Source organism: Pseudarthrobacter sp. 05T312, assembly GCF_056396685.1.
On the sequence record NZ_JBFTLY010000001.1, the window covers coordinates 133,962 to 155,459 of the forward strand.

22 protein-coding genes are annotated in these 21,498 nt (G+C 63.7%); 9 read left to right on the forward strand and 13 right to left on the reverse strand.

Annotated features, from left to right (window positions below):
* Positions 1-407 precede the first annotated feature (407 nt).
* Positions 408-1,922: a tyrosine-protein kinase domain-containing protein gene (locus tag AC1DIP_RS00700; protein ID WP_307359293.1), complete on the reverse strand. Its 1,515-nt coding sequence runs from the start codon at positions 1,920-1,922 to the stop codon at positions 408-410.
* A 433-nt stretch (positions 1,923-2,355) separates the two neighbouring features.
* Between AC1DIP_RS00700 and AC1DIP_RS00705 the strand changes: the two genes are divergently transcribed.
* The 3 genes from AC1DIP_RS00705 (at position 2,356) to AC1DIP_RS00715 (ending at position 6,293) form a co-directional block, all read left to right on the forward strand.
* Positions 2,356-3,183, forward strand: a complete 828-nt coding sequence (locus AC1DIP_RS00705) for an MBL fold metallo-hydrolase (protein ID WP_477732486.1) — start codon at positions 2,356-2,358, stop codon at positions 3,181-3,183.
* 703 nt (positions 3,184-3,886) lie between these two features.
* A complete protein-coding gene (locus AC1DIP_RS00710; RefSeq protein WP_307359288.1) occupies positions 3,887-5,140 on the forward strand; it encodes a MinD/ParA family ATP-binding protein in 1,254 nt (417 codons plus the stop codon).
* Positions 5,141-5,249: 109 nt separating this feature from the next.
* Entirely contained in the window at positions 5,250-6,293 is a 1,044-nt protein-coding gene (locus AC1DIP_RS00715; protein WP_307359286.1) for an acyltransferase family protein, read from the forward strand.
* Positions 6,294-6,716: 423 nt separating this feature from the next.
* Here the strand turns inward: AC1DIP_RS00715 and AC1DIP_RS00720 are convergent, their stop codons facing one another.
* Complete coding sequence (locus AC1DIP_RS00720; RefSeq protein WP_477732487.1) at positions 6,717-6,869, reverse strand: hypothetical protein; 153 nt, start codon at positions 6,867-6,869, stop codon at positions 6,717-6,719.
* A gap of 144 nt (positions 6,870-7,013) precedes the next feature.
* Between AC1DIP_RS00720 and AC1DIP_RS00725 the strand changes: the two genes are divergently transcribed.
* Positions 7,014-7,220 (forward strand): hypothetical protein, encoded by a 207-nt coding sequence (locus AC1DIP_RS00725; protein ID WP_307359282.1) that lies wholly within the window; start codon positions 7,014-7,016, stop codon positions 7,218-7,220.
* A 291-nt stretch (positions 7,221-7,511) separates the two neighbouring features.
* On the opposite strand, the gene AC1DIP_RS00730 is transcribed toward AC1DIP_RS00725, so the two are convergent.
* From AC1DIP_RS00730 to AC1DIP_RS00745, 4 genes are read right to left on the reverse strand one after another with little or no spacing between them, the layout of a single operon-like run.
* Positions 7,512-8,687 (reverse strand): alpha-hydroxy acid oxidase, encoded by a 1,176-nt coding sequence (locus AC1DIP_RS00730; protein ID WP_477732488.1) that lies wholly within the window; start codon positions 8,685-8,687, stop codon positions 7,512-7,514.
* Between the two features lie 23 nt (positions 8,688-8,710).
* Entirely contained in the window at positions 8,711-9,475 is a 765-nt protein-coding gene (locus tag AC1DIP_RS00735) for an amino acid ABC transporter ATP-binding protein (RefSeq protein WP_477732489.1), read from the reverse strand.
* Entirely contained in the window at positions 9,472-10,434 is a 963-nt protein-coding gene (locus AC1DIP_RS00740; RefSeq protein WP_477732490.1) for an amino acid ABC transporter permease, read from the reverse strand. The genes AC1DIP_RS00735 and AC1DIP_RS00740 overlap by 4 nt, the downstream gene beginning before the upstream one ends.
* A 4-nt stretch (positions 10,435-10,438) precedes the next feature.
* Positions 10,439-11,353 carry an ABC transporter substrate-binding protein gene (locus AC1DIP_RS00745; RefSeq protein ID WP_477732491.1) on the reverse strand — a complete coding sequence of 305 codons (915 nt, stop codon included), beginning with the start codon at positions 11,351-11,353 and terminating at the stop codon, positions 10,439-10,441.
* A 221-nt stretch (positions 11,354-11,574) separates the two neighbouring features.
* On the opposite strand from AC1DIP_RS00745, the gene AC1DIP_RS00750 reads away from it, so the two are divergent.
* Positions 11,575-12,276: a GntR family transcriptional regulator gene (locus AC1DIP_RS00750; RefSeq protein WP_307359272.1), complete on the forward strand. Its 702-nt coding sequence runs from the start codon at positions 11,575-11,577 to the stop codon at positions 12,274-12,276.
* 381 nt (positions 12,277-12,657) lie between these two features.
* Positions 12,658-13,011 carry a hypothetical protein gene (locus AC1DIP_RS00755; RefSeq protein WP_477732492.1) on the forward strand — a complete coding sequence of 118 codons (354 nt, stop codon included), beginning with the start codon at positions 12,658-12,660 and terminating at the stop codon, positions 13,009-13,011.
* A gap of 72 nt (positions 13,012-13,083) precedes the next feature.
* On the opposite strand, the gene AC1DIP_RS00760 is transcribed toward AC1DIP_RS00755, so the two are convergent.
* On the reverse strand, positions 13,084-13,500 hold the full coding sequence (locus AC1DIP_RS00760; protein ID WP_477732493.1) for a PepSY domain-containing protein: 417 nt from the start codon (positions 13,498-13,500) through the stop codon (positions 13,084-13,086).
* Between the two features lie 301 nt (positions 13,501-13,801).
* Complete coding sequence (locus AC1DIP_RS00765; RefSeq protein ID WP_477732494.1) at positions 13,802-14,641, reverse strand: COG4705 family protein; 840 nt, start codon at positions 14,639-14,641, stop codon at positions 13,802-13,804.
* Positions 14,642-14,843: 202 nt separating this feature from the next.
* Between AC1DIP_RS00765 and gad the strand changes: the two genes are divergently transcribed.
* Together gad and AC1DIP_RS00775 are read left to right on the forward strand one after the other, a co-directional pair.
* Positions 14,844-16,244 (forward strand): glutamate decarboxylase, encoded by a 1,401-nt coding sequence (gad, locus tag AC1DIP_RS00770; protein ID WP_477732495.1) that lies wholly within the window; start codon positions 14,844-14,846, stop codon positions 16,242-16,244.
* Positions 16,245-16,260: 16 nt separating this feature from the next.
* Positions 16,261-17,130: a class II glutamine amidotransferase gene (locus tag AC1DIP_RS00775; protein ID WP_477732496.1), complete on the forward strand. Its 870-nt coding sequence runs from the start codon at positions 16,261-16,263 to the stop codon at positions 17,128-17,130.
* 124 nt (positions 17,131-17,254) lie between these two features.
* Here the strand turns inward: AC1DIP_RS00775 and AC1DIP_RS00780 are convergent, their stop codons facing one another.
* Both AC1DIP_RS00780 and AC1DIP_RS00785 read right to left on the reverse strand, forming a co-directional pair.
* Positions 17,255-17,797 carry a hypothetical protein gene (locus AC1DIP_RS00780; RefSeq protein ID WP_477732497.1) on the reverse strand — a complete coding sequence of 181 codons (543 nt, stop codon included), beginning with the start codon at positions 17,795-17,797 and terminating at the stop codon, positions 17,255-17,257.
* 129 nt (positions 17,798-17,926) lie between these two features.
* A complete protein-coding gene (locus tag AC1DIP_RS00785) occupies positions 17,927-18,628 on the reverse strand; it encodes a hypothetical protein (protein WP_477732498.1) in 702 nt (233 codons plus the stop codon).
* A 206-nt stretch (positions 18,629-18,834) separates the two neighbouring features.
* Here AC1DIP_RS00785 and AC1DIP_RS00790 point away from each other — a divergent pair, with 206 nt between their 5' ends.
* Positions 18,835-19,332, forward strand: coding sequence for a DUF2127 domain-containing protein (locus tag AC1DIP_RS00790; RefSeq protein ID WP_477732499.1), 498 nt, complete (start codon positions 18,835-18,837; stop codon positions 19,330-19,332).
* 5 nt (positions 19,333-19,337) lie between these two features.
* Here AC1DIP_RS00790 and AC1DIP_RS00795 read toward each other — a convergent pair whose 3' ends face one another.
* From AC1DIP_RS00795 to AC1DIP_RS00805, 3 genes are read right to left on the reverse strand one after another with little or no spacing between them, the layout of a single operon-like run.
* The gene (locus AC1DIP_RS00795) at positions 19,338-19,796 is read right to left on the reverse strand and encodes a cupredoxin domain-containing protein (protein WP_476206777.1); all 459 of its coding nucleotides are present in this window, start codon (positions 19,794-19,796) and stop codon (positions 19,338-19,340) included.
* 59 nt (positions 19,797-19,855) lie between these two features.
* The gene (locus AC1DIP_RS00800) at positions 19,856-20,596 is read right to left on the reverse strand and encodes a class F sortase (RefSeq protein WP_477732500.1); all 741 of its coding nucleotides are present in this window, start codon (positions 20,594-20,596) and stop codon (positions 19,856-19,858) included.
* Between the two features lie 34 nt (positions 20,597-20,630).
* Positions 20,631-21,383 (reverse strand): hypothetical protein, encoded by a 753-nt coding sequence (locus tag AC1DIP_RS00805; protein ID WP_477732501.1) that lies wholly within the window; start codon positions 21,381-21,383, stop codon positions 20,631-20,633.
* Positions 21,384-21,498: the final 115 nt, after the last annotated feature.

The following is a 21,498-nucleotide window of genomic DNA, read 5'->3' on the forward strand; positions in this document are numbered from 1 at the left end:
TCGTACTAAAAAATTCGAATTAGAAGCGCTTAAATGCAGGGAGGATTATGGGATTTCCCATCTTTGGGCTATCTACTCTAAGGCCGCCTCCCAGGTCTCTGACAGTAAGTGAGGCTATTGCCCGAGTTCAGGTGACAGTGCCAAAAACACAGAATTTCGCATCATGAGAAAGGTCGAGATCGCCTGGTCGAATCACGCCAAGGGTCCTTTCAGATCCGCAGTGGTACTTCGTATTGCCCGGCGGGGGTTCAAAGGATATTTGCAGGTGTACCGCGGCTTTGAGTTGGTCCAAACTTCGTGGTCGCCTGCCGGTGGAAGGGAAAACTCTGGAAGGCTCAGCTTTGAAAGTCTGTTCACACGGCTGCCGAAGAGGGTTCCGCGGGCCTTAGGAGCTGCTGGTCCAACGACTAAGGACCATCAACTGGCAAACCTGGAAAGCGGCTAGGCTGACGGCTGTCGGAAACAACGGTACTTGCTTCGTCAAAGGCCAGGCTCTCCCAAGAACGCCTGCTACCGTCAGTTGCGGATTTTCGCTTTCTGCCACCGTTTATTGCTGGATTTTCTGCCGGGCTTTCACTGTGGCCGTAGTAGCTGTAGGAGTATGCATCCGGACCCTTCACTGGAAGCCGATTCATCACAACTCCAAGAATCTTGGCGCCCACCATCTGCAGAGAAGTGATCGTCTTCTCGAGGTCCTGATGGCGCAGTTTTTTGGAACCCACAACAACGACAACGCCACCGACATACTGGGCGAGCACGGCTGCATCTGTCACTGGTAGAAGTGGCGGAGCGTCGATGACGACCGTGTCAAAAGTACTTTCGAGTCTTTCGAGCAATTGCTTCATCGCTTCCGAACCGAGAAGTTCACTGGGGTTTGGTGGAATTTCACCCGATGTCAGAACGAACAAGTTATCTTCACCCCACGGTTCCAACAGATCCTCAACGTCTGCAGAACCCACCAGCGCAGTGGTTAGACCAGCATTCCGCTCTAGGCCCAAATACTGATTGACCATTGGACGACGAAGGTCAGCGTCAATTAGGCACACGGATTGTCCAGCCTGAGTCAAAGCGATAGCTAGGTTGGTTGCAGTTGTGCTCTTTCCTTCACCAGGCAGGGATGAAGTAACAAGAACGGTCTTAGCGTGCCGAGATACGTTTGCGAATTGAAGATTAGTACGAAGCTGCCGGAATGATTCTGCCCTGGAGCTCTGTGTCGGAACCTGTGTTAGTAGGGGCTTCTTGTTTGCATCGGGGTCAAAGGCGATCCCTCCCAGAAGCGGTGCATCGGTAACCCGTCGCAGGTCCGCCTCTCCCCGAATACGGTTATCAAGTGTGGTGCGGAGAACGGCGGCTGCAAGCCCAGCAGTAAGACCAATGACAAGTCCCAAAATTAAGTTCAGGCGTGTATTCGGCGTAGCGGGGGAAGTCGGGGCGGCGGCGGGCTTGATCACGGAAAGGCGCACGGGAGAGGTTCCTCCCGCAGCCGGCTTTTCCAGCGTTTCCACAGCGTTGACCAAGCTGTTAGATACTGCTTGAGCAATCGCTGCCGCTTGAACTGGGGATCCGTCTGAGACCTTGATGTTGATCAGAACAGTGTTTAGATCAGTGCTTGCCTCAACGTTCTTAGCGAGTTCTTCGGCGGATTGGGTGAGACCCAGGCTATCAATCGCCGGTTGTAGAACCACGGGGCTAGCTACTGTTTTTACATAGGACTGCACACGAGCCTGACTGAAGTTATTACCTTGTTGAAGTTCCTGAACAGAACCCGAACTTTGAATGGCAACAAAAAGTTGAGTCTCAGCGGTGTATGTCGGCTTTGCCAAGGCGGAGGCTAGGCCGCCGCATAGTATGCCGATAAGCGTAAGGGCCACAATAGCCATCCAGTTGCGGCGCAAAACGCGTAGATAGTCGCGTAGGTCCAAGCCAGGGTCCCCCTATATACATTGCCGGAGGCAGCGCAATAGCCCTCCCCAGAACAGCATCAGTCGTGCGGTCTCGTCCATAGTACCCGGCGATAAATGTCGATTTCATCGTCGCCGAGGTTTGGGTCGCTGGAGCACACTCATGTGTCAATAGCGCACTGAGTCGCGTGGCCACGCTCGGGGCATCGAACTCGCTGACCGGGGACGGGCGGCCGACTGTCTAGTCTTGCGACGGGAAGGGTTTTGCTCTTCAGAAGTTGGGTGAATGGCCCCGACCGATCGACGCGGCAGTCTAGGTATGCACGTCCTTGTCAAGAAGGGCCCGGTAGCAACAGCCGCCGTGTCTGCGCTTCGGCTCCAGAGCCTCTAAAGCTGGGAGTACAATCTGGGACCAAGATGAAGGCACAATGCTCTGCGAAGGAACCGAAAGACAATGGCGGAATGGCTGGAAGTCGGCGCGAACAACTACGTATTGACCACAGAGGCCTCGCTTCTAAATACAGGCCTTATAGTCGGTGCTGATCGTGCGATGGTGGTCGACACCGGCTGTGGGCCACGCCAGGGGCGCGAGATCCTGGATGAGGTGAGGGAGAAGACTGCCCTGCCGCTGGTTGTCGTCAATACCCACGCCCACTTCGATCATTTCTTTGGGAACGCCGTTTTCGCTGAAGCCGGTGTCACTGAATTTTGGGCCCATGAAAACTGTGCCAACCATATCGGTCAGCGCGGCGACCTGCAGCGCCGGCATGTGCGAGTGCTTGAGCCTCAAATGTCCGCTGGGATCGGTGAAAACGTTGAGCTTGTGGTTCCCAACGCCATCGTCAGGGATCAGCCTGTCCTTGTTGACCTCGGTGGCACTATCGCAACGTTGTTCTACCTGGGTCGCGGTCACACGGATGGGGATCTTTTAGTTGGAACGCCAACCACCCTCTACGTCGGCGATCTGGTCGAACAGGGAGCCCACCCCTCCTTCGAGAACTCATATCCCGAGGAATGGGCTGACGTGCTCCGGCACATTTCCGCGCTGCGCCACCGCTATGAGTTCCTGATACCAGGACACGGAAAGCCGTGTAGCGACCAATTCGTAAAGACAATGGCCGACACTATGACAACCGCTCTGCGCCAGGCCCGACAGTCGATCCGCGATACCCCAAACGACGCTACAAAAGCCATCCCCGTGCTGCCCTACGGCCCGGAGCAGTCGCGTTGGTTCATCAAGCGTCTTCAGGAGACCGGGCGGAATCCGCAGGAAATCCGGTAGCGATGAATTTTTGCTCCGCATCTCACACTCATAACGTTGGTTTCGCTTCGAGTTTGGGCACGAGGAGGAGGCCTGTTTGCATGAATGCTTGTGAGCAGAGTCTCGGCACTAGGCGCTACCTTAGTCTGTAACGTCATCATGACGTGACTTGTCAATCGATCTGTCACATGCTTAGGTCGTAAGCAGTAAGGAAGCTTATGACCGATGGAGATTACTGTGGCTTTGTCTGACTATGTTCTAGCGCTTTGCGTTCTATCGGGCACACTACTGGTACCGTTTTTTGTTTTTTACCAGATGGTGCGGCTCAAGCGGCGCGTATTCCGAATCTCAGTGAGCCAGGCGCCCCGCGACAGTCGGCGCTGAACATGCCTTACGTTGATATCAACCCTTATAAGGGCCTTCCCAGGTGGGTGGGCTTCACAGTCCTTACCGTTCTTTTGATGCTCACCGCAACTGTGGTTTGCGTTGCGCTCATTCGCCACTGAGCAGAGGACGGTGGCAGGCGCCGCGCACCGGACCGCCTAGACTTGCTGACTGAAGTAGCCGCAAACCATTTGCCGAAAACGTCCGGGGGACAGACATGCCAAATCCGTCGGATCAGAACCCAGGCGCCCAAGCACACGATGCAGGGCAGCCGCAACCGCGCCGACGCCGCGAACTTCGTCGTGCCGACGGCTCGGAGCAGGGCGCCTGGACAGGAACCATGCCAGCCGTAACCCCCGAAACGTCCAGTTCCAACGACGCCGGAAAGCCGGCGGCAGGCCGATCTTCCTGGGCAGAAGCAGCGGCCGCCGCCGACGCCATCAAGCCGTCCCGTGCACCGTCAGTTGCTACCCCTCATAGTGCTGCGGCGCCAGCGCCGGCTCAGTCGTTGCCGGGTCCCATCCCCGCCGCGCCCTTGCCGCCAGTTTCCGCGCCCGATGAGGCAGTCGCCCGAGCTCCCGGCCCGGCGCCGGACGCGCCAACCGGGACACCGGCCTTCCGCCGCAGCCGGCCCACCGTAGCTGACGCCATCGCTGAGAGTCCCTTGCCGGACTTCATCAGTTCGCCCGGCCTGTTCGTGAAAGAGCAAAAGCCGCGCCCCACTGGCGGTATCCGCGGCGCTCTCTACAATTTAACCGGCGGCGCCTGGAACCTGGGGCCCGGCCCCAGGCAGCGCCATGAGGACGAGCTGGCCCGCCGCATCTCGCGCCAGCTCCAAGGCAGCTACAACACGGCGATCCTGAGCCTCAAGGGCGGCATCGGCAAGACCTCCACCACGGTAGGCGTGGGCCTGACCCTGGCCGAATACCGTGGGGATGCGCCCTGCGCCATAGACGCCAACCCGGACTCCGGTGACCTGGTGGAGCGGGCCCTGGGTGAGGGTATCTACCAGCAGTCTTCCCCTCGGACCATTTCCGACCTGCTGGCAAACATCGAGTCCATCGACTCGCTCACAGCCCTGGCCCGGTACATGCATCACGCCGGCCGGCTGCACCTCATAGCGGGGGAGCAGGACCCGGAGGTCTCGGACTCACTGACGGCAGAGGAATATCTGCGGATTCGGAGTCTCATCTCCAGCTACTACTCTGTGGCGCTGACGGACTGCGGCACCGGCGTAACCCACAACGCGATGAGCGGGATCCTGCAGTCGGCGGACAACTTGGTCATCGCTGCCGGCTATGCGGTGTCCGGCGCCAAACGCGCCCGCAGTACCCTGCACTGGCTGGCCAGCCACGGCTACGCGGATCTGGCCCGCAATGCCATTGTGGTGATTACGGATAAGGACGAGGTGTCCTCCCGCGTGGACAAGGACGCTATCGAAGAGCACCTGGCCGGGATCTGCCGTGAACTGATTGCGGTGCCACACGACCGGGGCGTTGCCGACGGTGACTTGGTGACCCTGGATGTGCTGAAGCCGGAGACGCGGCGTGCGTATAAAAAGATCGCCGCTGCAATCGTGGACGGGTACCGGTAGCCGTCCACGGTGCCTGCCTGGTGCATAATCGGATTTAACTGCCCGGTAGAATAAGGCGCAATCATGAACATTCCTTGGGGGAACATTGGGGACAAGCATTAGCTCTCGTGTGGGGTGGGTCGATGCCGCGAAGGGCATCTCAATCTTTCTAGTCGTTATGGTCCATGCCACTGACTGGACAGGCTATGTCGGCGTTGAGCCGACGCCACTTATTGAGGCCTTCAACGGGGCGGCAGTGGGTGTCAGAATGCCCCTGTTCTTCTTGATGTCCGGGCTGTTCGCCGGGAAGTGGATTGCTGTCCCCTGGAAGGCCCTTGTGAACGGCAAGCTTGCCCTTCTGGTGTGGGTTTTCCTGCTCTGGCAGCCGGTGATGTTCGCCTACAAATACTTGGCAGGGCTTATGCTGCCCGGCCAAGAGGACTCAAGTTTGATGGCCCATCTGGTGCGCATGGTCGCGTCTCCAGTGCGGCCCAACGCCGAGTTGTGGTTTCTGTGGGCCCTGGTTGTCTTCTTCGTGGGGGCAAAACTGCTCCAGAAGGTGCCTGCTTGGGTAATTCTGGTCGCTTCCGCTGGCCTATCACTGGGATGGTCCGCCATTGCCCAGCCCGCACTTGGCGAAAACATGCTGCGCCTACTGGGCCCCGGGCTTGGCGCGTTCCCGATGTACTTCGTGTTTTTCATGGCCGGGATACTGCTAAAGGGCCAGGTGATCGCCGCCGTCTCCCGGGTGTCCTGGATCGCTGGGCTTGCCGGTTTTACGGCGTGGCTGGTCGTCAACCGTCTACTAGAGGCGTCCGGCGGATTCTTTGGCCGCCTTTTCGTCATCCAGATTCTTGGCGCGGTCGGTGGGCTGCTGGCTGCTGTGGTTCTGCAGCATGTGCAACCCCTCCGTCGGCTGGGCACGCTGACATTGCCTGTGTATGTCTCGCACACTTTCTTCGTCGTGCTGATGGCCTGCGCCATAGAGCTACTCGACCTTGAAATCACCGGTCACTTTGAGGCGGCAACGCCGTGGTTCATAGCAGTGGTTGCGGTGCTCCTTGGGCTGGGACTTCACCGTGTGGCGGCGTCATCCTTTCTGTTCAATAACCCGCAGTGGTTCCAGTCCTGGAGCAGGGGTAGGCATCTTGTGGGCGCTAGGCACTCCAGCTAATGGCACCCTGATCGCCGGATTTAGCTGACCGCAGTCGATGCATGCACAGGGATCCGCGAAGAGCCCTGCCTGATTCTCCAGTTTGAGACCTGACCGATCGGTGGGGCTTTTCGCTGTCCCATTGCCGGCCTTATTTGGCCGGTACCACTATCGGGGCAGCCCATATGGTGGTATGCACCGGAACCGGGAACTAGGTGGGGGACTACGACACGTCTGGACGATGCACGAGAACTTCTTGATGCGTCAACGAGCCAATTGGATGATCTTGAAAAGGTCCATGAGAGGTCGCTTACTAACAAGAGCCCGGCGGGAGTAAGGGCGGCGGTGAAGAAGATTCTGGAAAACCAGAGATCTCCTCTTGACTACCTGGTCATCCAACTGTCACAAGAATTTGGTGCGAAGGATGAACGGGCTAAAGTGCCATTACGCCACGTCCTCAATAGTGATGTCATCAATTCGTCCGGTCGCGTCACGCTTGATCACGAGCCGTTTGCCGGGAATCGTTGCACCGCTGGAGTGGCTCACCATGCCGATCAGATAATTGGCAGGAAGCGACACATGTGATTTCTGGCTCATCCGCGTGTGCTCTGCGCCAAGCCCCTCCACCGGACTGCCTTCCCACCATTCACGGTAACGCCCGGGCTGGCAAGTAGCGCAGGGTTCCAAAGTCAGGTAGCTGATACCGGTGAAATCACCTCTGACGGGTCCTACCCTCGCATCATGATGGAACTCCTAGACGGTGGACGCCGCCGGCGTCGTTTGCCTAAAAGAGAAACGCTGGAGTTGGTTGGATTCACCGCGCTGTCAGTGACCGCTGCGGCGGTGTTGCTGCCAGCGATTGGTATTAAAGCCGTGGTGAGCGCCCTGCCATTCGTAAAGACACCCGCTGCTTCGGCCACGCCGGAGGACCTCTACCTCATCAATTGATGCTGCTAGCCGGGGCCTTCGGTTAGTGCCTCTGTGTAGCGACGCCCACCATCACCCTCGACGCGCGGGTCTGCTCTTGCTGCGTATGTTCCTTTTCGATGCTCGAGCCCGTTAGCGCTGCGCATATTGCCAGACGCGGGCCGGACCTGAATTAGCGAAAAATACTCTGCGAGTCAGTGGCTAGCGTGTTCGTCATCAGCAGTTGCCCGGCCGCCGTCGTACTCCAAACGCACCACACGAAAATTGCCCGCCGCCGAATGAACGGGGCGGGCACTTTCCGTGCAGCGGGGACTAAATCAGCACACTCTCAGTAGGCGCCGACTGTGCCTGCCCCGCGAAGATGCTGCTGTCCAGGTCCGCAACCGAGGACTTCCCCACGAAGCCCATGGCGCCCTTGAACTCTTCCTGCAGGATCCCGAACACCCGGTCCACCGCCGGCTCCCCGCCGGTGGCAAGGGCGTACGCGAACGGCCGTCCCGCGAGTGCCGCCTTGGCTCCCAGTGCCACGGCCTTGACGATGTCGTGCCCGCGGCGGATGCCGCCGTCGAGGTAGATCTCCGCACGGCCGCCCACCGCGTCCACGATGGACGGCAGGACGTCGATGGTGGCGGGCTGGGAGTCGAACTGCCGGCCGCCGTGGTTGGAGACGAAGATGCCGTCCGCGCCTTCCTCCACGGCCCGGGCCGCGTCCTCGGCGTCCATGATGCCCTTGATCACCAGGTTCCCCTTCCACTCGGAACGGAGCCTGGCGAAGTCCTCCCAGTTGGCGCCCGGGTTCTTGTTGGATGCCATCCAGTTGTTCATCTCATCCATGCGCAGCGGCCGGCCGTTGATCTGGTAGTTCCCGTAGGTCATCTTCCGGCCGGTGAGCCAGCGCCACAGCCAGGACGGGCGGGTGGCGGCGTTGAAGTAGTCCGCCACCGGCGGGCGCGGCGGCATGGACAGCCCGTGGTGAAGGTCCCGTTCGCGCTTGCTGGAGGACCCGACGTCGCCCGCCACCACCAGCGTCTCCACGCCCACGGCCCGTGCCCGGCTGATGTAGCTGGCCGTCTCCGCCGGGTCCTTCCAGAACGCGATCTGCGCCCACAGGTTGTCCGGCGCCACCTTGGCCACCTCCTCCAGCGAGCAGCCTGCCCAGGCGCTGTGGATGAAGATGGACCCCGCCCGGACCGCAGCCCGGGCCACGGCCGGGTCAGACCCCGGATGGAAGATGGTGAGCATGCCCATGGGCGCCACCATCAGCGGCATCGCCAGGGAATGGCCCAGCACGGTGGTGGAGGTGGTCAGGCCGCGGAGGTCCACCATGGACCGCTGGCGAAGCATCAGGGCATCAAACCGGTCTTCGTTGGCGCGCATGGTGGTCTCATCCAGCGCACCGCCCTCCAGATAATCCGAGATCATCTTCGGCAGCTGCTTCCGGGAAGCCCGGCGGTAGTCATCAATGCTGACAATCCATTTGTTTCTCAAGGGTCCTGCTCCAATGTGAAGGTCTAAATTACTTTCGCCAGAAATTGTTTGGTGCGTTCGTGCCGGGGTTCGCGCAGCACGGCCCGCGGGTCGCCCTGCTCCACGATGCCGCCGCCGTCCATGAAGATGAGATGGTCGCCCACTTCCCGGGCGAAGCCGATCTCGTGGGTGACCACGATCATGGTCATGCCGCCGTCCGCGAGCGTGCGCATCACGTCCAGCACCTCGCCCACGAGCTCCGGGTCCAGGGCCGATGTGGGTTCATCGAACAGCATCAGCCGCGGCTCCATGGCCAGGGCCCTGGCGATGGCCACGCGCTGCTGCTGGCCGCCGGAGAGGGACGCCGGGTAGGAGTGCGCTTTCTCGGACAGGCCCACCCGCTCCAGGAGGATCTTTGCCCGGTCCTGGACGGCCTTCCGGCTCTCCTTCTTCACCCTGACCGGTGCCTCGCAGATGTTCTCCAGCACCGTCATGTGGGGAAAGAGGTTGAAGCTCTGGAACACCATGCCGATGTTCTCGCGCATCTTCGCCGCCTCGGCATTGTTCTGCGCGTGCAGCCGGCCTTTCCTGACCTTCACCCCAACCGGCTGTCCCTCCACAAGGATGTACCCGCCGTCGAGCGTTTCCAGCTGGTTGATGCAGCGGAGGAACGTGGACTTGCCGGACCCGGACGGCCCGATGATGCAGGTGACGCTGCCCTTGGGGATGGTGAGGTCGATGCCCTTGAGGACTTCGAAGTCCCCGAAGCTCTTGGTGACGCCCTGGGCCTCGATCATTATCTCGGTCATGGCTGGACCTCCTGGAGTGCGGTGCGGGAGTTCACTGCTTTGGCTTTGCGGGTGCGCCGGGTGCTGCGTCCCGCGGTGATGCCGCCCCGGTTGAAGTGCCGCTCAATGAAGTACTGCCCCAGGCTCAAAATGCTGGTGACCAGCAGGTACCACATACTGGCGGCGATGAGCAGCGGAATGGTTTTGAAGTTGGCGCTGTAGACCAGCTGCGCGGAGTAGAGCAGCTCGGGGAAGGCCAGGACGCTCACCAGGGAGGTGGTCTTCAGCATGGAGATGGTCTGGTTGCCCGTTGGCGGGATGATGATCTTCATGGCCTGGGGCAGCACTACCCGGGACAGGATGGCGAACCGCCGCATGCCCAGGGCCGTGGCCGCTTCGGTCTGTCCGCGGTGGACGCTCAACAGGCCTGCCCGGACGATCTCGGACATGTATGCGCCTTCATTCAGGCCCAGCCCGAGGATTGCCGCCATGAACGGGGTGATCAGCACGTTGGCATCCACCGAGAAGAACTCGGGCCCGAACGGCACGCCCACCGCAATCCGCGGGTAGATGGCGGCGATGAAACCCCAGAAGAGGAGCTGGACGAAGACCGGCACCCCGCGGAAGAGCCACACCAGGAACGCGGCGGTCCCTGCCACGATGGCGTTCGGCGCGAGCCTGGCCAACGCCAGCAGGACGCCGACGACGATTCCCACGGCCATGGAGATGGCCGTCAGTCCCAGCGTCCGCAGCAGGCCCGTGAACAGCCGCTCCGAGGTGAACCAGCCGAAGACCACGTTCCACTCGAAGCGCGGATTGGTGACGAGGGAGTAGCCCACCAGGAAGATGGCGAACAGGACGATTGCCGCCGTGAGCCACAACCCTCCGTGGCGCTGGTGCGGACGGCCCATCAGAAGCTGCCGGTCCAGCCCGTCACCGGCTGGTGCCTTGGCGTCGCGTTCTGTGGCTGTGTTGGCCATGTGGCTACTGCGCTTTGTTGAAGGCGAAGTCAGAGATTGCACCGCTGCCTACACCCCACTTGTCGAGGATCTCCTTGTACTTGCCGCTCTTGGCCAGCGACTCCATGCCCAGCTGGATGGCCTTTTCCAGGCCCGCGCCCTTCTTGAAGCCGATGCTGACGGGGGAGACGTCCTTCTCGCCGAGCAGTTCGATCTGGCCGCCCTGCTTGATGGCATAGCCAAGGGTGGGTCCGTCGATGTAGACGGCATCGATGCGCCCGGCGGTCAGCGCGAGGTTGGGGGCCTGCATGTCCGGGTAGGTCATGGCTTCGATGGCCGGGTTGCCGGCGTCCGTGCACGCCTTGGACAGGGCGGGCAGGCGCTTGAGGTCCTGGAAGGAGCCCTTCAGCACGCCCACGCGCTTGCCGCAGAGGGTGTCCAGCGTAAGGTGCTGCGGGTTGCCCGGAGCCACGCCGATGCCGCTGCCTGACTGGTAGTAGTCAACGAAATCAAGCACCTTCATGCGTTCGGTGGAGGGGGACATCTGGGAGATGGCCATATCAAACTTGCCGGCGGCGATCCCGGGGATGATGCCGTCGAAGGGGCCGCTCTTGACCTCCGTCTTCAGGCCCAGGGTCTGGCCCAGGGCCATGGCAATCTCGGGATCAATACCTTGAACGGTTGTCCCGTCCGCGGCCATGAAGTGCAGGGGAGGGGAGCTCTGGCTCATGGTGACGGTCAGGGTTCCCTTGTCCTTTGCGTCCTTGGGCAGCGCTGCCGCGGCGGCTTCGTCGACCTTGACGGCCTCCGCGGAGCTGGAAGGTTTGGGGGCATCGGACTGGGCAGAAGAGGTCATGTCGGGATTGGAGCACCCGGAGAGAAGCACGCTCGCCATGGATACTGCGGCGACGGTCACCATCATCGATCGGAACTGAATCATCTACACGCCTTCGGATTTGGGGGAGAGGGGTTGTCGGCGGCTGGCCTCCAACCTTGGAAGGGCAACAGCTGTTGTGTGTTTTAGATCACTTTGCTGTCCGGTATCATGTACCGTACATCATGCACGATTTTCCGCCAACACCTTTTTCGCGGTCATGGTTTTGTGACGGGAGCGCGCTGACGCTGCATCCGATCGACCAATACTTCACATAGGATTCCGAAATGAACGCCGCTTCGCCTGAAGAAGAAGTACTCATCCCCGGCCGGCCGATGCTGGTGGACCAGGTGTTCGAGGCCATCCTGTCCCTGCTGCTGGATGACAAAATCTCCACCGGATCGCCGCTGAGCATCGACGGGCTGGCCAAACGGTTCAAGGTTTCCTCCACGCCTGTTCGGGAAGCCCTGGCGCGCCTGGAGACGACGGGCATGGTGCGGCGGGAAGCGCTGCGGGGCTACAAGGTGGCGCCGGAGCCGACCGCCAGCGACATCGCGGCGCTGCTGACCTCGCGGCAGATCCTCGAACCGGCCTGCACCAGCATTGCCTGCACGAATTCGACCGAGGAGCTGGTGGCGGACCTGGAAGGGTTCCACCGCGACCTGGAGGCGTCACGCCACGGCGGGGACACCTTTGCCGGATACCGGGCCTACTGGCAGGCGGACGAGAACTTCCACCGGCGCATCGTTGAGGCCACGGACAACGAGTTCCTGCTCAGGGCCTACGGCTCCATCGAGGGGCACATCCAGCGGTTCCGGCTGATGGTGCACAACGACATGAGCGGCGACCACACCGTGCAGGAGCACCAGGCAATCATCGACGCCTTCAAAGCGGGGGACTGCGCCGCGGCGACGGCCGCGATGAACACCCACATCGAGGGGATCAGGTCCCGCTCGCTGAGCCTCAAGAAGTTCGGGCAGCAGGGCTGACCGGCCGGACCGACGCCGGATGCCGTTAGGTCCTGCTGACCTGCGCAAACACCGTCCGTGAGGAAGCTCGCCGGCAAGTATCCGGGTCTCAAGAATCAGGTATCAGTTACTGGTCAAATTTGCCCATGCGGGCGCCTAGCCTTCATCCATGCTGACGACCGTATTTAGGATCTTTCGATCCGCTCCAAAATGCAGGTTTTGCGGCGGACCCCTCCCGCAAACTCCCTCTGCGGAATTTTGCTCCCGTGACTGCTACGACAGTTACCAGTTCATAAACCGCGATCCCGCCCACGGGCAATAGCCGCGTTATCCTGATGGCCGCCTGGTTTCCTCATGGCTGCCGGAAACCAGCCCGGCGCCTGCTGCGATTATGCTCGAACCATGGCGATGCATGATTCACCGGCGGAGCCCACCGCCGCCGGGAACCGAGGGCTGTGGCGGCGGCGCATGTGGATGTGGATTGTTGCCGCGGGACTGGACGTGTACATCCTGGGCTTCGTCATCGGACTCCAGCCCTCGGGTCCCCTCTGCGGCAGCCCGCTGCTGCGGGAAAGCCATGCCGCTGAACTGATCGGCCTGCAGAAGGCCGGAATCGGGGCGGCGGCCGTGTGCTACAAAAACATCGACGCCGATTCTGTCCCCGTCTGGAGCCTGATGGCGTTGGGCGTCCTTATGGTGATCGCCGGAGTCGCCGTCCGGATCATCATCATCCGGCGTTCCGCGCGGGTTGAGTGAGCCTCCGGGAAATGCAGCAGCGCGCCCGGTGATTACCGGACGCGCCATGGCTGGAACTGTGCTTAGCGGGCATCAGCCTTTCATGCCGCCGCCCGGACCGCCGGCGTCGGTGGAGGTCACGGTGAAGGACGCATCCAGGTAGACGGTGGCGCGCGTGCCGTCCGCCTTGATGATGTGGGCTTCGTAGACAGCACCTTCGGCGTCGTTCTCCACCCGCTGGATGGTGGCCCCCGGGTTCGCGGCCAGCGCGGCGTCGGTGACCTTCGTTGCCGTATCACCGGTCAGCAGGGTTTCGGTGATCCCGTTGGCCTGGTGCCCGCCCTTCGACTCGTCCCGGGGCTGGGCCTGCGTGGTGGACTGGCTGGTGCTCGACTGGCTGGAGTCGGTGGTGGCGGCGTTGGCCGGCAATGCCGTGGTTGCCAGGGCGCCGCCGCCGATCGCTGCTGCGAGGGCCAGGCCAGCCAGCGTGGACTTCATGGTGTTTTTCATGGGAACTCCTTTGGTGTTGGCCCTCCCGGTGGAGGGATTACACCAAGCTTCCGGGTCCCGCCTGTCACCGGTGTAGGGCGGGGCTGTGCAGCCGCTGTGCATGCTGGCAGCTGGCCCCTTGGGGTGTGAAAGGTGCGGAGTGGCGGGAGTGAAAGTCGGCGTAAAAAAACCGTCAAGGTTTCCGGCCTGAGGCCCGGATCCCGGCCGGTCTGGCCTGTCCCGGGGGTACCTTGGATGCAGTGCCGCCGCCTCATCATCCCCCAAATTTGAGGCGGCGGCACCTGCCTTTTCCCCCGAGCGGTCAGGCCTTCCGGCCCGGAGCGGAACTCCGGGCCACCACGGCCGCGGTGCACACCGCAAGCCCCAGGGTGACCACCCCCGTTCCCCACCCCAGCCCGCCGCGGTCCGCGCCCACGGCGGTCCAGTCGGCGAAGGACGCTCCCAGCGGCCGGGTGAGGATGTACACGAACCAGAACGCGGGGATGGCAGCGATCCAGCGGCGCCACCAGGCCAGCGCGGCACCAGCGATCACCGCCGCGAAAGTCAGACCGGACGCGAAGTAGCCGCGATCAAGGCTGTAGGCGGCCAGGTCCCCGGCAGCGGTTCCCAGGGCGAAGGTGGTCAGCACGGCCGCCCAATAAAACAACTCGCGGCGCCGGTTGTCCACGCTGTGAATGGACAGCGTCCTCTCGGTCCGGAACCAGACGCCGAAGACGGCCAACAGCACGGCCAGGAAGAACACCGCAGACGCCACGTACGGCACGCCGAGCACCACATGCACGGCGTCCGCCGCCATGGTGCCGAAAACACTGACCATCACCACCGCCAGCCAGTAGGCCCATGCAACATAGCGACGCACGGCGAACTGCAGGACCAGCGACCCGGCCAGCCCCACGCCGCCGAGGGCCAGTGCAACCGCCGGATCCAAAGTGTGGACCAGGAAGTCCGAGGCAGTCTCGCCCATCCCCGTGGTGAACACTTTCGCCACCCAGAACCAGGCGGTGATTTCCGGTACCTTGGCAAGCGCCGTCCGCACCGGGGCCCCGGGGTGTGTGCCCGTCGGGGATGGGGTGCTGCCAGGGTTGCGGAGCGCTGATGCGGTGCCGTGGGGCGGAAGGATCTGCTGCGGGGGTTCTGTCATGCCGTGATTGTCCCTGACGGACCCGGCAGAAACCTGAGTTCCCGCTGGAACGTGACGCGCCGCCGTCGTACGCCCTGACGCGCCGACGGCGGCGTCCCTGGACGCCCTTCACAGGCGGCGCATGAATAATACGGAGTGCTGGGAACAGCGGAAGTGCAATGGCAGGCGCGCGCCTGCGACGGCGAGGGCTAAGGAAGCGGACATGACCAGGTCACACCGGAGCGAACGGCACGAACCCGAATCGAGCGTGGAGCTGAACCCCCTGTTCAGCCGGCCGGGGGAGTCCACCATCTTCCCCCGCTTCACCATCCCGGACGGCGAATCCCTGCCCGGCACCGCCTACCAGGTGGTCCACGACGAGGTGATGCTGGACGGCAACTCCCGCCTGAACCTGGCCACGTTCGTGGGGACCTGGATGGAGCGGGAAGCGTCCCAGCTCTACGCCGAAACGTTCGATAAAAACATGATCGACAAGGACGAATACCCGCAGACCGCGCTCATCGAAACCCGCTGCTGGCGGATGCTCGCGGACCTGTGGAACGCCCCTGACCCGGCGGCCGCCGTCGGCACCTCCACGGTGGGCTCTTCCGAGGCGTGCATGCTCGGTGGCCTGGCCCTCAAACGCCGGTGGCAACACCGCCGCCGTGCCGCCAAACAGTCCACAGACGCACCTAACATCGTGCTCAGCTCCGCCGTGCAGGTGTGCTGGGAGAAGTTCTGCAACTACTTCGAGGTGGAAGCGCGCTACGTGCCCGTCTCGGAAGAGCACCCCGCGCTGGACGGCCATGACCTGGAACGGTACGTGGATGAGAACACCATCGGCGTGGTGGCGATCATGGGCGTCACGTACACCGGCGCCTACGAACCCGTGGAACGGATCTCCGCCGCGCTCGACGCCATCCAGGCCAGCACCGGCCTGGACATCCCCATCCATGTGGACGGCGCGTCCGGAGCCATGGTGGCGCCGTTCCTGCAGCCTGAACTGGTGTGGGACTTCCGGCTCCCCAGGGTGGCCTCCATCAACACCTCCGGCCACAAATACGGGCTGGTGTACCCGGGCCTGGGCTGGATCGTGTGGCGGGACGAACAGGCACTCCCCGCGGACCTGGTGTTCCACGTCAGCTACCTGGGCGGGGACATGCCCACCTTCGCCTTGAACTTCTCCCGGCCCGGCGCCCAGGTGCTGCTGCAGTACTACCTCTTCCTTCGGCTGGGCTTTGCCGGCTACCGGTCCGTGCAGGCCAGCTGCCGCGACGTGGCCCTCTACCTCTCCCACGAGATCGGCGCAATGGACGCCTTCACCCTCTGGAGCGACGGGTCTGACATCCCCGTCTTCGCCTGGCAGCTCACGGACGGCCATACCAAGAACTGGAACCTGCACCACCTCTCCGAACGCCTGCGCATGAACGGCTGGCTGGTCCCGGCCTACCCGCTGCCGGACGGGCTGGATGGCATCACGGTGCAGCGGATCGTGGTGCGTAACGGCTTCACCCGGGACCTTGCCGCCAGCTTCCTGGCCGACCTCCAGAAGGAAGTGGACTACCTGGATGCCCTCACCGGTCCCATGCCCACGCAGCAGCAGAAGGAAGCATTCCACCACTAGTTAGTGAGGAGCGGCCATGTGCCGGTTGTTCGGGCTGCACGCAGGGTCCCGGCCCGTCCGCGCCACCTTCTGGCTGCTGGACGCCCCGGACAGCCTGTCCCGGCAAAGCAGGAAAGAGCCCGACGGCGCGGGGATCGGCACGTTTGAGGCCGACGGCGGCGCGCGGGTCAGCAAACGGCCGCTCGCCGCGTGGGAGGACCACGCCTTCGCCCGGGAGGCCCGGCAGCTGGTCAGCACCACCTTCCTGGCCCACGTCCGGTACGCCAGCATCGGCGCGCACACCCTGGCGAACACGCACCCGTTCGAACAGGACGGGCGGCTGTTCGCGCACAACGGCGCCTTCCACGGGCTGGACCGGCTGGACGCGCGGCTCGCCGAACTGGGGGTGGCGGGGCTGGTTCAGGGCCAGACCGACAGCGAAAGGCTCTTCGCCCTGATCACCGCAGAGAGCCGCCGGGCCGGTGGGGACGTGGCGGAAGGTATCGTGCGCGCGGTGGGCTGGATCGCCGTCGAACTTCCCGTCCTGGCCCTGAACCTGATTGTCACCACGGCCACCGATCTCTGGGCGCTCCGCTACCCGGCGACCCACCCGCTGTTCATCCTGGAACGCGACCCGTCAGCGGAGCCGGCCCCGGCGGCCCCGCTGGATGCGCGGAGCCACCGGATCCACTCGCGAAGCACCGAACTCTCCGGGGCCCGGTCCGTCCTCTTTGCCACCGAACCCATGGACCACAATCCCGGCTGGCGTCCGCTGGCTCCGGGGGAGCTGGTGCACGTTGGCCCGGACTTGGCGGTGACCTGCACCGTCCCGTTCCCGGACCAACCTGCCCACCCGCTCACGCTCGCCGACCTCGATCCGTCCGCGGCGGCGTCGCAAACGTCCTGACCGCTTGCTCCAAAAGCTGCTGCCATTCTCAACGATGCGGGTCCTGCTGCCGGCCGGATGACTTGCCTGGAAACGGCCCGGCCGAAATGTCGTGAACCGGCGCCCGGAGGCGGCTATGCAGCCCCTACTGCACCGGTTTTTTACGGGGCTTGCGTCCCGCCAGTGCTGCCGCACCAAACGCCGCTGCCAGGACCAGCATGCTGCCCAGCCACCCCGCTGCAAGGAACAGCAGGGTCCTGCGGTCACTTGCCTCGAAGGGTGCCAACGACTGGCCGGCCACGACGACCCTCCCCGCCGCCTGCTTTGCCACGATCGCCATCCGCAAACCAGGCTCCGGCTGCCACGTCACCGTGTCGGTGCCCACGGTCCGTGCCGTTTCCAGCACCCCAGCCGGGACCACGGGCATGGCCCCATGCAGCGTCACGGTGGTGGAGAGCGGACTATTGGTGTCCCCGTAAACGATGAGGAACACGCCGCTGTCAGGTGCCAGTTCAAGCCACGGCCCTGCTGTTGTGTCAGGCCCCGGTTGTTGAAGCCGGGCCGCGGCGGCCGCGGCCGGTGCCGTGTCCACCGAGTGCCGGCCGATCTGCTGGAGCGCGACGTACACGCTGCCAAAAGCGAGCGTGGTGATGAGGACCGCCGCCAGGCACCAGATGATCCTTCTCATGGGAACATCATGCGCTCATATCCCTGCCCAGCGGCGGTGCCACAACAAACTCGGCCCACTGCCCACGCCCGCCGGACCTGGAACCGTCCGCGTCGCCGTCGCACGCCTCCCGGCGGCTGGCTGGAGGCGTTACGTGCTGGGCGTTGCCGCCTTCTTCTGGAGTGCCTCGGCCATCTTCTGCACCTTGGCGCCGTAGCCGCCGTTGAGCGCGGTGTCTTTGATCTTGTTCGCCTGGGCATCCAGGTCCGCGGGGGCGGCGTTCTTGAGCGTGGTCAGGTCCGCCTGGAGGTTCGCGGGGAGCTTGGCGAACAGCTTCGGGTGCGCAATGAGCTGGTCGGCCACCTTCTGGAGCCCGGCGCCGGGGTTGCCCGAGCTGAACGCGGTGCGCAGCTCCTGGCGCAGGCCGGCGATGCCGGTCACGGTCTTCTCCAGCGCTTCGGCACGCTTCTGGACTTCGGGTCCGTAGCCGCCGGAGAGGGCCGTGGTCTTGATCTTGTACGCGTCCTTCACCCGGTCCGCTGCCGGGGCGTCCTTGAGCGTGGTGACGTCGGCCTGGAGGGCGGCGGGCAGCTTGGCGAACAGTTGCGGGTGGTTGACCAGGGCTTCGGCTGCCTTCGCGGCACGGTCCCCAACGGCCTGGGGGCTGTCCGCGTTGATGCCAAGGAACGCCTGCAGGCCGCCGGCGAACTTCGCCGTCTTGGCCTGGCCGGTGGCCGCGGCCGAGGCGGTAGCTGTTGGACTGGGGGAGGCGGACGCCGCGCCCACGCCGGCAACGGCCATGGCGCCGGCGGCCAGGAGCGCTGCGGCTCCGACGCCGATGCGGGTTTTCATTGACGGGATTGATGGGTTCACCACGGTGTGTCCTTCCGAATTTGCGCGTGCGTCCCCGCTCAACGGCGTGGACCGGCACGGAATCACTGTAAGAGGGGATGCTGGAGAAAAGCTGAATGCCGTGGCTGCCCTGTGCGTGGTGTGCTTGGCGGGTGCCCTGCGTTGTCCGCGGGATGTACTGCACGGTTGTGGGAAGGGAACACCCAATGGAAAACACGCGCCAGGGAACGGCCTTGCTGGACAGGACCTTCCGCGTCTCCCTCATCCTCAAGGGCCTGGACGGGGTCCTGGAACTGATCGGCGGGGTACTCCTCCTGCTGGTCACGCCCGCGCAGATCAATGACCTGGTCCGGTTCCTCACCCAGCACGAACTCGCCCAGGACCCGCGGGACTTCGTGGCCACCGCCCTGGTGCACCTGACCGCCAACCTTTCGGGGCCGGCGTCGTTGTTTGGCGCCGTCTATCTCCTCCTGCACGGCGTGGTGAAGATTGTCCTGGTGTGGGCTGTCCTGAGGGAGAAGCTGTGGGCCTACCCCTGGATGATTGCGTTCCTGCTGGTGTTCATCGTGTACCAGGGGTACCGGATCTCGGTGGAGTTCACCTGGGGCATGGTGCTGCTCACCGCGTTCGACATCTTCATCGTGTGGATCACCTGGCGTGAGTACCGGATCCGGCGCGCGCAGACCCGGATGCCCGTGGGCTGACCCCCTTACTTGACCGTCAGGGTTCCCTGCATGCCGGAGTGGTAGGTGCAGTGGTAGGGGTAGCTTCCGGCCTTCGCGGGGGCGGTGAAGGTGGTGCTGGTCCCGGGCTTGACCACGGCATCGAAGGAGCCGTCGTCGGCGGTCACGGTGTGGGCCTCGTTGTCCATGTTCATGACGGTCACACTCGCGCCGGCGGGGACGTTGTCCGGCCCGGTATAGGCAAAGGACTTGATGTGGATCGTCAGGCTTGAGGTCGTTCCGGACGACTGATGCCCTGCCATGGTGGTGCCGCTTGGGGATGCCATGGGCGAACCTCCCATGCCCTCCATGGATGCCTGCGTGGACGTCGGCGCTTCCGGTGCCGTGGAGGAGCCTCCTCCGCTGGTTCCACACGCGCTGGCTCCGAAGATGGTTGCGGCGCCGATCAGGGCGAGGGCCATGCGCTTGGTTAATGTCGATTTCATGGTGTTCCCTCTCGGGGATTAGTGGCCGCTGTCTGCCCGGGCGGGGCAGCCGCTGCGGATCACGCGGGGTGGCTGGAGACCAGGTGCGCGTAAACGACGGTGTTGTCGAGGTACTCCCTCGTGGCCGGATCGTAGCCGCCGCACGTGATCAGGCGGATCTCGGGCCGGTCGGCGTTCTGGTAGACCTTCACGGTGGGGAACGTTGATTTGTGGTACACATCCACCTTGTCCACGGTGAAGACCGCGGCGGTGTGGTCCGCACGGGTCACCGTGATGGTCTGGCCCGCGGTGAGCTCGTGGAGGCGGTAGAACAGTCCAACATCGCTGGTGGTGCTGTTGACGTGGCCCAGGATCACCGCCGAGCCCGTCTGGCCCGGGGTGGGCAAATCCTGGTACCAGCCAGCAGGCGAGCCCGGTTCTCCCGACGGCGTCTGGACCTCCCCGTTCGCTTGCTTTCCCACCGGAGCCACAGCTGCGTCCACCCCGATGGAAGGCACCTCGACCCGCACCGGGACGGAGGCGGGCAGCGGGGCATCCGGAGTGGCCGGTTTGGCGTCGGCCGGCGGGACGGGCTGGACCGGTGGAGCGGGCGGCGGCCCTGTTGGGGACGCCGGCCCCGATCCGCCGTCGTCAGCGGACGGCGCCGCGGCCGGTGGGCTGGACACTGCTGCTGGTTCCCCCGTGCCTGGGGGTTCGGCGTGGAGTCCAAGGCCGATGGTGGTGATGCCGCCGGCCAGGAGCAGCGCGGCCGCCGCGGACGCGATGACGCGTCCGCGGCGGCTGCTGTTCTGGGGTTCCATCAGGTCCCTGCTTGTTCCTGCTGTTCTGCCGGGCCTACGCAGCCATCTTGCGGCGGAGTGCGTACGCGCCGCCGGCTGCGAGGACCAGGCCGCCGCCGGCAGCGATCAGGCCAAGGTCAGGTCCGGCCGGGGCCGGGGTGGTGATGCCGGTGCCGGGGGCTCCGGCCGGCATGGCCTTCAGGGAGCCGCACAAGGCCGGTGAGGTGGCGGCCAGGGGCAGCGAAGGCACCAGGTCGCTGGGAGCTTTCTGCGCTGCCTCGGGCAGGGTGGCCGGATCCAGGCCATGGACCACAACGACGGCGGTTCCGGCCTTGAGCGAATCAGCAGTCTTTGCATCCAGGGTGAAGGTCCGGTTGTAGGTATAGGAGGCACCCATGCCCGCGACCTTCAGGTCCGTTCCGGCCGCGGGGCTGGTGTCCCCGCTGGTGGACAGCGTCGCGCCGATGCCGCCGTAGGCCGGGGCACCTTCGGTGGTGCTGATGACGCCGTCTTTGTTGGTATCGGCAGACATGTCAGGGCACATGCCCTTCGCGCCGATGTGGATGTGCTGCACATGCGGGTACGGGTTTCCGTTGAACATGGCGGCGAGTCCGGAGACCTTCTCCGTGACGGTTGCCTGGTCGCCGTTGACGGTGACCATGACGGTTCCGGAGGCGTTGCTGCCATTGATCGCGGCGAGGTTCGCCTGGTACATGGTGGCGTTGTCGGCGGCAAGGGCCGGGCTGGTGGAGAGTGCGAAGGCGCCCAGGGCAAGAACCGGGGCTACCAGGAAAGCGGATTTCTTCATGACATTTCCTCCATTGGAAATGGACGCTCCCCTGATGGGCCGCCCATGACTGTGACAATGCTGGTTCGCTGTGCTCCACGTCACGGATGGGGAGCGCGGGTGCTTTTCTGCCCCT